This window comes from Tenacibaculum sp. MAR_2010_89, from assembly GCF_900105985.1.
Taxonomy (GTDB): Bacteria; Bacteroidota; Bacteroidia; order Flavobacteriales; family Flavobacteriaceae; genus Polaribacter; species Polaribacter halocynthiae.
This window is the reverse complement of record NZ_FNUB01000005.1, coordinates 1,675,321-1,688,611: the sequence shown is the minus strand read 5'-3', so window position 1 is coordinate 1,688,611 and position 13,291 is coordinate 1,675,321. Positions and strand designations below refer to the sequence as shown.

General features: G+C 29.8%; 13 protein-coding genes. 10 read left to right on the top strand and 3 right to left on the bottom strand.

Features of this window, described 5'->3' with window-relative positions; all coding sequences use genetic code 11:
• Positions 1-22: 22 nt before the first annotated feature.
• The 3 genes from BLV71_RS10985 to BLV71_RS10975 form a co-directional block, all read right to left on the bottom strand.
• Complete coding sequence (locus BLV71_RS10985) at positions 23-403, bottom strand: hypothetical protein (protein WP_093870592.1); 381 nt, start codon at positions 401-403, stop codon at positions 23-25.
• 172 nt (positions 404-575) lie between these two features.
• The gene (locus BLV71_RS10980) at positions 576-782 is read right to left on the bottom strand and encodes a hypothetical protein (protein ID WP_093870591.1); all 207 of its coding nucleotides are present in this window, start codon (positions 780-782) and stop codon (positions 576-578) included.
• Positions 783-953: 171 nt separating this feature from the next.
• A complete protein-coding gene (locus BLV71_RS10975; RefSeq protein ID WP_093870590.1) occupies positions 954-2,048 on the bottom strand; it encodes a helix-turn-helix domain-containing protein in 1,095 nt (364 codons plus the stop codon).
• Between the two features lie 236 nt (positions 2,049-2,284).
• On the opposite strand from BLV71_RS10975, the gene BLV71_RS19045 reads away from it, so the two are divergent.
• From BLV71_RS19045 to BLV71_RS10930, 10 genes are all read left to right on the top strand, one after another.
• Positions 2,285-4,345, top strand: coding sequence for a methylmalonyl-CoA mutase family protein (locus tag BLV71_RS19045; protein WP_369813936.1), 2,061 nt, complete (start codon positions 2,285-2,287; stop codon positions 4,343-4,345).
• A complete protein-coding gene (locus tag BLV71_RS19040; RefSeq protein WP_369813915.1) occupies positions 4,275-5,717 on the top strand; it encodes a methylmalonyl-CoA mutase family protein in 1,443 nt (480 codons plus the stop codon). Before BLV71_RS19045 ends, BLV71_RS19040 begins: the two co-directional genes overlap by 71 nt.
• Before the next feature lie 167 nt (positions 5,718-5,884).
• Positions 5,885-7,078, top strand: coding sequence for a tyrosine-type recombinase/integrase (locus tag BLV71_RS10965; protein WP_093870589.1), 1,194 nt, complete (start codon positions 5,885-5,887; stop codon positions 7,076-7,078).
• A gap of 592 nt (positions 7,079-7,670) precedes the next feature.
• Complete coding sequence (locus tag BLV71_RS10960; protein WP_093870582.1) at positions 7,671-8,495, top strand: DUF1963 domain-containing protein; 825 nt, start codon at positions 7,671-7,673, stop codon at positions 8,493-8,495.
• A gap of 92 nt (positions 8,496-8,587) precedes the next feature.
• Positions 8,588-8,935: a hypothetical protein gene (locus BLV71_RS10955; RefSeq protein WP_093870588.1), complete on the top strand. Its 348-nt coding sequence runs from the start codon at positions 8,588-8,590 to the stop codon at positions 8,933-8,935.
• 44 nt (positions 8,936-8,979) lie between these two features.
• Positions 8,980-9,471: a hypothetical protein gene (locus BLV71_RS10950; RefSeq protein WP_143032780.1), complete on the top strand. Its 492-nt coding sequence runs from the start codon at positions 8,980-8,982 to the stop codon at positions 9,469-9,471.
• 177 nt (positions 9,472-9,648) lie between these two features.
• A complete protein-coding gene (locus BLV71_RS18870; RefSeq protein ID WP_255405158.1) occupies positions 9,649-10,902 on the top strand; it encodes a coiled-coil domain-containing protein 30 in 1,254 nt (417 codons plus the stop codon).
• A gap of 162 nt (positions 10,903-11,064) precedes the next feature.
• A complete protein-coding gene (locus BLV71_RS10940; protein WP_093870586.1) occupies positions 11,065-11,856 on the top strand; it encodes a toll/interleukin-1 receptor domain-containing protein in 792 nt (263 codons plus the stop codon).
• Between the two features lie 184 nt (positions 11,857-12,040).
• Positions 12,041-12,412, top strand: a complete 372-nt coding sequence (locus BLV71_RS10935) for a transposase (protein WP_093870585.1) — start codon at positions 12,041-12,043, stop codon at positions 12,410-12,412.
• Complete coding sequence (locus BLV71_RS10930; protein ID WP_143032775.1) at positions 12,412-13,263, top strand: IS3 family transposase; 852 nt, start codon at positions 12,412-12,414, stop codon at positions 13,261-13,263. The genes BLV71_RS10935 and BLV71_RS10930 overlap by 1 nt, the downstream gene beginning before the upstream one ends.
• Positions 13,264-13,291 lie beyond the last annotated feature (28 nt).

The window sequence follows — 13,291 nt, the reverse complement described above, 5'->3', positions numbered from 1 at the left end:
GATTGAACTAAATAGAAGTAAATTATTTAGTTACTTTTTCATAATATAAAGTAATAACACCTTCTTCAGTTTTTAAATTCAAAACCATATTTTTAGTAGTAAAGGTTTTAATTTTAAAAATTGTGCTTTCGTTATTTACATCGATTTCAATTTTATTAGCTGCTTTATCTATTTTAAATTTACCCGTAACTTTTTCACCTAAAAATCCCGTAAACTTATTTGGTTTTGTATATTCTTGATACGCTTCTGCTACTCCAAAAACTTCTAAAGGGCTTCCTTTTTGCCCCATCATTCCAACTTCTTTCAACTTCCATTTCCCAATGATTTGAGTTGAAATTTCTTGGCTAAATGCTGAACCACATCCTAACCATAACAAGATAATTACTATTGCTTTTTTTTTCATTTTTTATATATTAAATTAATATTCATTTTTCCTTATTACTAATGCATATTTTAAAGTAACAACATAGGATCAACAGTCAGCAAAGAAACACTGAATCAATAAAAAAAATGGATTTAATCAGTCCGAGAACACGTACCCGGACACTTTAACACCTATATAAGTAACCAATAACTCATAGATTTCTTTTTTTTAAGTTTATAATATAAAACCCATAGTTATATGTTGCAATTTCTTTTGAAGTATTCAATATTATATTACCACTCCATAAGTTTTCTATTGAAATTTCCTCTTTAACAACCCCCTTTACTTTATAACTATTTTGTAGTACATGAATTATAAAAGTAAATACATCAAATAACACATCTGAACATATTTTCATTTGTTATATAGTTTTAAATTATATGACAAAACTATTTAGGAATAGAAGTATATTTTCACCTAAAACGATGAAACTGGATTTTTTTCGATAAGCCTGTAAAAAGGAGTATCCAAGTGATATAAGTATCACTTATTCGACATTTAAATTTCTTTGTCTTTAATAAAAGTAGGTTTAATTTAAATCCGCAACCGATTTTAATTTGTTTTTATATTCACTTGGAGTAACACATTCTGAATCTTTAAACGCTTTATAAAAAGTTGATTTAGAAGAAAACCCTGCTTCTTTAGCTAATCCTAGTATAGAATATTGCTTTGCTTTTTCAGAATTAATCAATTTTTTAAATTCTGTAATACGAAACTGGTTTATAAAATGATGAAAATTCTTTTTTGCACATAAATTTATTAAACTAGACAACTCTCTTTCCTTTAAAGCTAACAACTCAGATAATAATTTTATGGTCAAATTAGGATTCGTAAAATACTTTTCTTTTTGTATTTCATTACAAAGTTCTACATACTTTAAATCTTCTAAACTTTCATCAATTTTAATATTTCCTTTAATAATTTCTGTTGGAATTTCGATTTCTGAAACTTCTTCTACATGTGCTATTTGTTGAAAACCATTATAACCAACCCAGTATACAATAAAAAAAGTAACTCCAGTTACTATAAAATCTATACTATTTTCTAAAAACTGATTCTCTTCATTAATAAATAACATGCCACAAACAAACATAAATACATGCAGGCATACAATTGTAATCATTATCACTTTAATCCATGAAAGTGTTTTATTTTCTACATAAGAATAGTAACTCTCTAACCGTTCTTTAAACTTTCTTAATTTATAAAAACTAATAATTAGTAAAGGTATGTTTATTAGTAAGTATACTAACTCATATAAAACCTCTTCTAATTCAGAATCTTTATATGAGAAAAGATTTAAAAATATTCCAGGAACATACAAAAGCAACCACCATAAAGCCTTTTTATCTTTACTTATTGTAACCAAATAAAGAAATAACGATGGAATTATGAATAGATATGTATTTAGTTTTATAGATAAATGACTAAATAAATTGAACAGCTCTTTATCTTTTAAAAAGTCATTAAATATATCAATGCTTAAACTCCACAAAAAAAGAATTAAAAAAATATTCCTGGCTTGATTTTTTATTTTTAATGTTAAAAACAAAAAACCAATCATAACTCCTGCAAATGCGGCTAATAAACTTACAAATATTGTTAGCTGTTCTAAAATTCCCATATTAATTTAACAAAATATAAATATTAGATGTTTTAATTTAATTTTTGTTACAAATCAAAACCCCAGTTTTAAGCGTTTAACTTGTTAAAAAATTTCCTCCTTAAAAAGACTTTATAGTAAGTTTAACAGTTTTCATTACTTTCTCCCTATAATTACCTTCTTATTATTCTTAATAAATCGGAATATTTTTTAATATTTCCGTAAATTGCATGCCAATAATTCAAGTTAATTTACGAATGGAACAAATAACTCCTTATAAACCTATACATAAAGTACGAATTGTAACTGCTGCCTCTCTTTTTGATGGGCACGATGCTGCTATTAATATCATGAGAAGAATTATACAATCAACTGGTGTTGAAGTAATTCACTTAGGGCATGATAGAAGCGTTGAAGAAGTAGTGAACTGTGCTATTCAAGAAGATGCAAATGCTATAGCAATGACATCATACCAAGGTGGTCACAATGAGTATTTTAAGTATATGTATGATTTGCTTCAAGAAAAAGGAGCTACTCACATCAAAATTTTTGGTGGAGGTGGTGGAGTTATTCTTCCTGAAGAGATTAAAGAATTGATGGATTATGGAATAACTCGTATTTATTCTCCTGATGATGGAAGAGAATTAGGTTTACAAGGCATGATTAATGATTTAGTAAAAACTTCTGATTTTGCTATTGGTGATGTTTTAAATGGAGAGGTTAAAAAATTAGCTTCTAAAGAAATTGGTAGCATAGCTCGTGTAATATCTTCTGCTGAGAATTTCCCTGAAGTAGCTAAAGAAACTTTAGATACCATTCATGAAAAAAACAAAAATTCTAAAACACCTGTTTTAGGGATAACTGGAACTGGTGGTGCTGGAAAATCTTCATTAGTAGATGAGTTAGTTCGTCGTTTTTTAATTGATTTTCCTGAAAAAACAATAGGATTAATTTCTGTAGATCCTTCTAAACGTAAAACTGGTGGAGCTTTATTAGGAGACCGTATTCGTATGAATGCTATTAATAATGACCGTGTTTACATGCGATCATTAGCTACTCGTCAATCTAATTTAGCCTTATCAAAATATGTAAATGAAGCAGTTGAAGTTTTAAAAGCTGCTGAATTTGATTTAATCATCTTAGAAACTTCTGGAATTGGGCAATCTGATACGGAAATTATTGAACATTCAGATACTTCTTTATATGTAATGACTCCTGAATTTGGGGCTGCTACTCAATTAGAAAAAATTGACATGCTTGATTTTGCTGATTTGGTTGCAATCAATAAATTTGATAAACGTGGTGCCTTAGACGCTATACGTGATGTAAAAAAACAATACATGCGTAATAATAATTTATGGGATGTTCATATGGATGACATGCCTGTTTTTGGTACTATTGCCTCTCAATTTAATGATCCTGGAATGAATACGCTATACAAACGTATTATGGATAAATTAGTTGAAAAAACTGGAGCAGATTTAAAGTCTAATATGGAAATTACCAAAGAAATGTCTGAAAAGATATTTGTAATTCCACCAAGTAGAGTTCGTTATTTATCTGAAATATCTGAAAACAATAGAGCATATGATAAAAAAGTTGACAGTCAAGTAATTGTTGCTCAAAAATTATATGGTATTCATCAAACTATAGAATCAATAGTTAATTCGGATGTTAAAATTATTAAAACAGGATTAAATGAAGATGAAATTTTACAAGAAACTCAAAACGATGAACAAGATTTCATTAAGCTTTTAATAGCTCAATTTGATAAGGTAAAACTAAATCTTGACCCTCATAATTGGGAAGTCATTTTAAACTGGCAAGAAAAAGTACAGAAGTATAAAAACCCTATTTACACGTTTAAAGTACGTGATAAAGAAATTAAAATAGCAACACACACTGAGTCTCTTTCTCATTCTCAAATACCAAAAGTAGCACTTCCAAAATACCAAGCTTGGGGAGATTTATTACGTTGGAATTTACAAGAAAATGTTCCTGGAGAATTCCCTTATGCATCTGGTTTATATCCTTTTAAACGTACAGGTGAAGATCCTACAAGAATGTTTGCTGGTGAAGGTGGCCCGGAACGAACAAATAGACGTTTTCATTATGTAAGTTTAGGTATGCCTGCAAAACGTTTATCTACTGCTTTTGATTCTGTTACTTTATATGGTAATGACCCTGGTCACAGACCTGATATTTATGGTAAAATTGGTAATGCAGGAGTTTCAATTTGCTGCTTAGATGATGCAAAAAAAACTATACTCAGGTTTCGATTTAAGTCATGCTATGACCTCAGTTTCTATGACTATTAATGGTCCAGCACCAATGTTATTAGGATTCTTTATGAATGCTGCTATCGATCAGAATTGTGAGAAGTACATCAAAGAGAACAAACTAGAAAAACAAGTTGAAACTAAATTTAAAGAAATTTATGATTCTAAAGGATTGGATAGACCTAAATATCAAGGTGAACTACCTGAAGGAAATGATGGTTTAGGTTTACTTTTATTAGGTTTAACAGGTGATATGGTTTTACCTGCCGATGTTTATGCTGATATTAAAACTACTACATTAGCACAAGTTCGTGGTACAGTACAAGCAGATATTTTAAAAGAAGATCAGGCTCAAAACACATGCATTTTTTCTACAGAATTTGCTTTACGTTTAATGGGAGATGTTCAAGAATATTTTATAAACAAACAAGTTCGTAATTTTTATTCTGTTTCTATTTCTGGGTACCATATTGCAGAAGCTGGTGCTAATCCAATCACTCAATTAGCGCTAACCTTAGCCAATGGATTTACCTATGTTGAATACTATTTATCTAGAGGAATGGATATTAATAAATTTGGACCAAATTTATCATTCTTTTTCTCTAATGGAATTGATCCTGAATATTCTGTAATAGGTCGTGTGGCTCGTAAAATATGGGCTAAAGCATTAAAAAACAAATACAATGCTAACCCAAGAGCACAAATGTTAAAGTACCATATTCAAACTTCTGGTCGTTCTTTACACGCTCAAGAAATTGATTTTAATGATATTCGTACTACATTACAAGCTTTATATGCTATATATGATAATTGTAATTCATTACATACCAATGCATATGATGAAGCAATTACAACGCCTACTGAAGAATCAGTACGTAGAGCAATGGCAATTCAATTAATTATTAATAAAGAATTAGGGTTAGCTAAAAATGAAAATCCTATACAAGGATCATTCATTATTGAAGAATTGACTGACTTGGTTGAAGCTGCAGTTTTAGAAGAATTTGATAGAATCACTGAACGTGGTGGAGTTTTAGGCGCAATGGAAACTATGTATCAACGTTCAAAAATACAAGAAGAAAGCTTGTATTATGAAACTTTAAAACATACTGGTGAGTTCCCTATTATTGGTGTAAATACATTTTTAAGTTCTAAGGGATCTCCAACCGTACAACCAGCAGAAGTTATTCGTGCAACGGAAGAAGAAAAGCAATTCCAAATTCAAACAAAAGAGCTACTTAACAAAGCTAATGACGGAAAAGTTCAAGAACAGTTAGCTATTTTACAAGAAGCAGCTATTCAAAACGAAAATTTATTTGACAAATTAATGGAAGCTACTAAGTATTGTTCATTAGGACAAATTACTCAAGCTTTATTTAAAGTTGGAGGGCAATATAGACGTAATATGTAATAAGTATTACCTTTTTATAGATATCTAAAACCCTCACAAATTTTGTGAGGGTTTTATTTTTAACAGTAAAAAATATTTTTTTACTATTATAACATAATAGCATTTAAATTTACTGTAAAGAAAGTGGTAAATGGTATTAATATAATATTCGTATTTTTGGTAATGCTATGAAAAAAACACCTGATTACCCTATTTCTATTACCATAAAAAGAGTTTTACATAAAAAACAAGATGTTTTAGTTATTGTATTTCCTTATTCAGATTTAATCATTTCAAAATTAAAAAAGCTTAATGGTTACTACTGGAGTAAAACTCTTCATTCCTGGCTCTGTTCTTTTTCAGAAAAGAAACTAGCTGAAATTCAACATGCTTTAAAACATGAAGCTTCTTTTGTTTTGGACACATCATTATCCATTAATCCGACCATTAAACCTAAAAAGGAAAAAAGAAATATTTCTTATGAAAACAAAATACTTATTAGGCAATTTGTTCAATATTTAAAGGGTAAACGATATAGTGAAAGTACAATAAAAACATATTTCACTTTCGTTGCAGATTTTATTAATTACATAGAACCAAAACCTATAAAAAAACTTATAAATAGAGATGTTGAACTATTTATTGAAAATATTTTTGTTCCCTTAAATTACAGTATTAGCTCTCAAAGGCAATTTGTAAGTGCTATAAAATTATTTGTTATTTTTTATCCCTCATGTAAAATTGATAATTTAAAACTACAACGTCCCAGTAAAAGTAAAATTTTACCTTCTATTTTATCTCAAGAAGAAATAATCACCTTATTACAGGTTACCAAAAACCTAAAGCATAGAGCCGTTTTAGCATTAATTTATTCTGCTGGTTTAAGGATAAGTGAATTAATTTCTTTAGAATTAAAAGATATTCATATTAATAGATGTCAATTATTTATTAAAAATGGAAAAGGAAGAAAAGATAGATATGTAGTTTTAGCAAAAAGTTTTTTACCTCTATTAGAAAACTATATAAAAACTTATACTCCTGAAAGGTATTTTGTAGAAGGCTTACCTAACAAACAATATTCAACAAGTAGCATTCGTAAGTTTTTACATCGTTCAACTAAACTAGCGAATATAAAACGTGTAATTACACCTCATACACTAAGACATAGTTATGCTACACATCTACTTGAAAATGGAATAGGTTTACGCTATATACAAGAATTACTAGGGCATTCAAAACCAGAAACGACTATGATATACACGCATGTGGCTAAAAAAGATTTATTAGACATAAAAAGTCCTTTAGATACAATTTTATTATCTTTAGCAAATAGGGATAAAAAGGAAGAAAAGTTCCTTTTATCCGGAAAAATAATCGAATAAATGAGAACTTTGTTCTCTATATAACGAGTTACCATTAATAGTGCTGAATGAAATTTGAGATTACTTAAAAGCTCAAGAAAGTATTTTAAAAGTATCGCTTATTTAGCAAATTATTAGATTAATATCCTTTTTTGGGAACTAAACGCCAAAGTGTTCTTTGTCCATTTAAAATATGTTGAAAATATTGAATATGTAGTTTGTAATTGAAAAATTATAGGCTAGCGTTCTACCTCGTTCTTATTCCAAAAAAGGTGGTGGTGAATAAAACGATGTACCAACCTAAACGCTTTATAGTTGAGTATATCTTCCAGGTTTGATTGTTTAAAATTAAAGTTGTTTTCTGTTTAAATAGTTAAGGCTAGCGTTTTGCCTCGGTTGGTTTTAAGAGTATTTAGTATGGCTCTAGTTTTACATTTGGTTTGTGTAGCACTAAAAAGGGTAACAATGCATATAAAAAATAGCTACATTCTTACTGGTTTCAAATATTTTCCTAAATTTGATATTCAAAAAAGCTATGAAAACTTCCGAACTAAAATTCGCAACTTTTCATATCCTTAAACGTTGTGTACCATATAAAAACTGAACATAAAGAATGAGCTTTTGGAAAAAAATATTTAGTGGTAAAATTGACAAACCTACAACTGAATCGCATTTTGATAAATATCGAAAAGAACTAAATGAATTGAATTTAGAATCCTTTTCAGATTTAGAAAATTTGGTTAAACCATTAATAAGACAAACAACCAAACTCGAAATTCAACCTGCCTCAAGACCACCAGAAAATTCTCAATTAGAATCTCACTTTGGAGGGAATCCTTATTTTGAAAAAGGCGAAGAATGGCCTAAAGGTAAAAACGGAAAACATTTGGAGTTCATTTTTCAAGTTTTCAATACACCTGGACTGGAGTTGCCTAAAAGCATAGAACTAGTTCAATTTTTCTACGACTGGGAAGAGTTTCCATGGGAGACTAACGATAATGGTTGGTTAGTAAAAACCTATAAACAAGTTGAGAAAGGAAAAACTGAATTTATTGCTAAACCAGTAGAAAAATCAAAATTTTGCAAAATAGAATTTAAACAGACTAAAACATTACCGGACTGGGAAGGAGTTGATTTGTTTGGAAATAATGCGTCCAAATTATCGTGTGTTTTAAACGAAGATGAACCTTGGGATAGTTATGACCAAATCGTGACCAAATTAATAGAAGAGCAGGATTATCAAAGTCAATTAGGAGGTTATCCAAAATGGGGTCAAGGAGAATCAACACCGAAAGACAATGAAGGAAACCCAATGAGACTTTTATTTCAAATTGACTCAGAAGACAATGCAGGACTTATGTGGGGAGATGTCGGTTTGATTTATGTGTTTTATGATGAAAAATCAGGGAGAATTGAATTCACTTTGCAATGTCACTAACCGAAAATAGAAATACGATACACAACAACACCTATACGCAATGTCCTTCGGGACACAGCGCATAGCCAAAACGTTGTGGTTAATTTGAGAAAATGACAATAGAAGAACTAAAATCGAACATTAAATGGTGGGAATCTAAAAGATGGATTTACAATGTCGCTGTTGGACTTTTCGGATTTTTTACAATTTATGATGGCCTTTCAGGAGGAGAATACTCTTGGACTATAGACGACACAATCGGAATTATAATATGGGGAATTGGAGCAAATATTTTTTACTCATTAGGGACTCTATTAGAATTGTTTGATTGGTACTATCTGAAAAACAAAATTGGACTAAAAAGGTTTCGAATTATATTTTTTACAATCGGACTTTTATTTAGTTGTCTTTGGACTCTATGGTGTGGTTGGCTATATTTTGCAAAACCTCATTTATGGTAAAAGTGGATAATAATCTAAATTTCGACAACTAAATAAAATACTAAATGAATAAAGAAAATATATTGTTAATATTGTGGATAATTTTTGGTTTTGTCTTTGTCATTGCTGTCGAATCAATATTATACTTCATTATCCACTTACTTTATTTTGTATTCGCAGAATTTGGAATTTCATATAATATAATGACTTACGTTTTTCCAATAATAACTTTGATTTTTTATTCGCTAACTGCATTATTTCTTTTAAATAGAATCAAAACAAAATCAATAGCAAAAACATCTGGAATTTATCTAACTGAATTTCCAAAGAAACTGTTAATAATTTTGGTTTTAGTTGTTTTTATACTAACACCTTTGACAAACAAATTATCTGGAATGTATTCCGAATCTGCTTCTGAAAACACGCTTTTGGAAATGGGAGAATATTTGAGATTTTATGGCTGGTTTAATCTTGGATTTGCAATTTCTCAAACATTAGTTTTAATAGCAATGGTTGGGTTTTCATTAATAAAACTGAAAGAACTAAATAAAAACTAACCACAACAAAATGTATAATTCATTACTAGTACTCGCCTACTTACGAAAATTCTCGCGGATTTTCTATTCGGTTTGTATTTGCTAATTTAGTTGCTGAAACACGCAACGAAATCATACACAAACACGTTATAAGCCATAAAAGAAAACAAATTAAAACAATTATAAATTTAAATTATTATGAAAACAATTAAAATTGCTGTCATTGCTATGATAGGGATGAGTTTAGGGATAAGTGCTCAGCATAATTATGACAACCAAAATATAATTTATTCAAAAGAGAATAAAGTAGGTATAGGGGTTAAAAGCCCTTATAGTTCTTTAGATGTTCGAGGAAATATTTCCGCTACTGGTTCTGAAAAAAATAATGATAGTTATGTAAGTCAGCTTAATTTTATAAATTACTATACTACAACTTCACCAATGGCATCTATTGGCGTTAAAACAAGAAAATCAGTAGTTGCGGCATTTGATTATACCAATATTGTATTTGAAACCTCTAACGGGTTTAATACTTTATCTGAAAAGATGCGAATAGCTGATAATGGAAATGTAGGTATAGGAACAAGTAATCCAAGACAAAAGTTAGAACTCTACAATTCAAACGCTTTTAATAATAATATGGAATTTCAATCACAAGACCATCTATTATTAAGTTCATCTTATAAAAATAATGATGAGTTTTTTGGAGGTATAACATGGGAGTCTGGAGGTAGAAGAAGAGCGTCAATTGTTGCAACAAGGGAACATAGCGATGCTGATCACGTAGGCATGGCATTTTTCACAAAAGGAACAGATGGTCCTGGTGCGTTTTTTGAAAGTATGAGAATCTCATATATTGGTAATATTGGAATTGGAACAACAAGCCCTAAAGAAAGATTAGACGTAAATGGAAGCATAATCATAAAAGATGGTCATAATCTATCTTGGGGAAATAAGTATGGCACAGGTATTCCAACCATAGCAGCTAATACAACTTCAGGACTTCACTTTTATCCGAATGGGAGTACCTTGGGTGCAACTATGAGAATTTTTAAAGATGGTAAAACAAGATTTACGAATAACATGGCTGTTTTGGGTAAAATCGAATCCAAAGAAATAAAAGTTACTAATACCCCGACTGCTGATTTCGTTTTTGAAGAAGATTATGATTTACCAACCTTGAAATCAATTGAGAAACATATTAAAGAAAAAAAACATTTACCTGAAATTGCCTCAGCTAAAGAAATGGAGAAAAATGGAGTTAATATTGGAGATTTTCAAATTCAGTTACTTCAAAAAATTGAGGAATTAACTTTGTATACAATTGAGCAAGAGAAAAGATTGAATAGTATTGAGTCAAAAAACGAAAAACTTGAAAAAGAAAATGAAACTTTAAAATTATTGGCGGAAAGATTGACAAAAATTGAAGAACAACTAAAAAAGAAAAACTAGAACAACAGCTTATAACAATTTGTATAGTTAATGGCTACAAAGAGCTAATTTTAAAGTTAGTTCTTTTTTTAAAGTTTATTACTTGCTTGAAAGTTATAGAGCTTTAATACACCACTAACCATACAGTAAACGTTGTGTGTAATATCTAAAACCCAATATTGAATGATTTTTTTAAGCCATAATTACAAGGACAAACCAATAGTAGAACCCATTGCTATTAAATTAGCAAAAGTCTTTGGGATGGATAAAGTCTTTTACGATAGTTGGTCTATGCAACCAGGAGAAGGTATAATCGACAGAATGAATGATGGTTTAGAAAAATGTGAATATTTTTTCTTTTTCGTATCTAAAAACAGTCTTCAAAGTGAAATGGTCAAGCTTGAATGGCAGAATGCTCTTTATAAAGTAACTCAAAATAAAGTAAAACTAATTCCTGTAAAACTTGATGATTGCTTAATGCCTGCAATATTACTTCAATCAATTTATGTAGACATTTATGGTAAGGGTCTTGAATACGGGCTTCGTCAGATAATAGACATTATTAATAATGAAAACACATTCATTTTAAAAGATCAGGTCTATGAAAATGTCCGAGCCTCTTTTACAGTTAAAACACCAAATGAACAAATTGAATTAGAAATTAGAGCAGAATCTTATATAGAACCCATTTCAAAATACATTTTATTAGTAGAAAACGAAAAAAATGAAATTAAAGCCGATTGCACGAATAAAATCCTAATGCCTTCATCTAATGCGTTTTTAGAAAATATAGATGTTACTGATGATTATAAATGTAACGGATTATTCTTTCATATCTCTGAACCAACTACACCTGGGTACGCTATCAAATTTACACTTACAAGTAAAAGTGATAAGCCTCTGAAATTCGTAGGTGTAATGAGAGCAGTTGGAGATAACCTTGTCAGATTAATTCCTACTATAGAAAATAAATAATACTACACACAACACCGTGTATAATTCATTGCTAGTACTCGCCTACTTACGAAAATCCTTACGGATTTTCTATTCGGTTTGTATTTGCTAAATTAGTTGCTGAAACACGCAACGAAATCATACACAAACACGTTGTGTGTAAGCTTGACCCGTCCTAAAATAAGGCTACATAATTTTAAACATTATGTACAAAAATGACAAAGTAATTAGACGTTACAGCGAACCTTTTAAATTAAAAATTTTAGCCGAACTTACCATCGGAAAACACACAAAGAGCGAACTTTGTAAACTCTATTCCATTGCTCCTACAACAGTAAATGAGTGGATTAAAAAACACAACCGTAAAGACTTAATGAACACCAGAGTAAAAGTGGAAACTAAAGACGAAATATCTAGAATTAAAGCGCTTCAAAAAGAAATAGAACAGCTTAAAAAATTACTACTTAAAAAAGATCTGGATGCTATGATCGAAGAATCCTATCTTGAAGTAGCGGCGGAAGATCTCGGTTACAAATCTATTGCTGAACTAAAAAAAAAGTTAAGTATAAAGCCTTAATTAAAGCTAAAGAAAAAGCTAAGGGATTTGCTTCTTTAAAGACTATAACCCATTGTTTTGGACATAAACGTGACGCGTATTATAAATACAAATCTAGAGCTGATAAACGTTTAAAAATAGAACAACAGATTATTAACATCGTTAAAAAAAGACGCAAATCCCTTCCTAGAGAAGGTGTAAGAAAACTTGTGAAATCGTTAAATGTAGATTTTAATAAAGCTAATATTAAAGTTGGTAGAGATACTTTATTTAATGTGCTTAGAAAACATCAAATGTTAACCCTTAGAAGGAGAACAAGTGCTAGAACCACAAACTCTTATCATCGTTTTTATAAATATAACAACATCATAAAAGGCCTGGAAGTTACTAGAAATAACCAAGTTTGGGTATCTGATATCACATACATTAGAACCGTAAAAGGGTTTTGCTATTTGGCTTTAATAACTGATATGCATTCTAGAAAAATAGTAGGTTACGACCTAAGTGATAGTTTAGAATTAAAAGGATGTGTAAGAGCTCTTAATAAGGCTATTTATCAAGCTAAAGACATTAAACAACTCATTCATCACTCGGATAGAGGAATACAGTATTGTAGTAATCTGTACACACAAATACTTAAAAGAAAAAAGATAGAGATTAGTATGACCCAAGAAAATCATTGTTACGAAAACGCAATGGCAGAGCGCGTAAATGGAATTTTAAAAGATGAATTTTATCTCGACCAAACCTTTGATAACGTGAGTCACGCAAAGAGAGCGGCAAAAAATGCAATTAATTTATACAACGAAATAAGATTACACTTATCTTTAGACTATAAAACACCTAATATGGTATATAAATTATCAGCTTAAAAATCAATTTTAACCTGTAGCCATATTT

What these genes read in the sequence shown, in the direction of transcription:
- BLV71_RS10985 (WP_093870592.1), bottom strand. Translation starts at nt 403, where the DNA reads ATGAAAAAAAAAGCAATAGTAATTATCTTGTTATGGTTAGGATGTGGT.
- BLV71_RS10980 (WP_093870591.1), bottom strand. Translation starts at nt 782, where the DNA reads ATGAAAATATGTTCAGATGTGTTATTTGATGTATTTACTTTTATAATT.
- BLV71_RS10975 (WP_093870590.1), bottom strand. Translation starts at nt 2,048, where the DNA reads ATGGGAATTTTAGAACAGCTAACAATATTTGTAAGTTTATTAGCCGCA.
- BLV71_RS19045 (WP_369813936.1), top strand. Translation starts at nt 2,285, where the DNA reads ATGGAACAAATAACTCCTTATAAACCTATACATAAAGTACGAATTGTA.
- BLV71_RS19040 (WP_369813915.1), top strand. Translation starts at nt 4,275, where the DNA reads ATGATGCAAAAAAAACTATACTCAGGTTTCGATTTAAGTCATGCTATG.
- BLV71_RS10965 (WP_093870589.1), top strand. Translation starts at nt 5,885, where the DNA reads ATGAAAAAAACACCTGATTACCCTATTTCTATTACCATAAAAAGAGTT.
- BLV71_RS10960 (WP_093870582.1), top strand. Translation starts at nt 7,671, where the DNA reads ATGAGCTTTTGGAAAAAAATATTTAGTGGTAAAATTGACAAACCTACA.
- BLV71_RS10955 (WP_093870588.1), top strand. Translation starts at nt 8,588, where the DNA reads ATGACAATAGAAGAACTAAAATCGAACATTAAATGGTGGGAATCTAAA.
- BLV71_RS10950 (WP_143032780.1), top strand. Translation starts at nt 8,980, where the DNA reads ATGAATAAAGAAAATATATTGTTAATATTGTGGATAATTTTTGGTTTT.
- BLV71_RS18870 (WP_255405158.1), top strand. Translation starts at nt 9,649, where the DNA reads ATGAAAACAATTAAAATTGCTGTCATTGCTATGATAGGGATGAGTTTA.
- BLV71_RS10940 (WP_093870586.1), top strand. Translation starts at nt 11,065, where the DNA reads ATGATTTTTTTAAGCCATAATTACAAGGACAAACCAATAGTAGAACCC.
- BLV71_RS10935 (WP_093870585.1), top strand. Translation starts at nt 12,041, where the DNA reads ATGTACAAAAATGACAAAGTAATTAGACGTTACAGCGAACCTTTTAAA.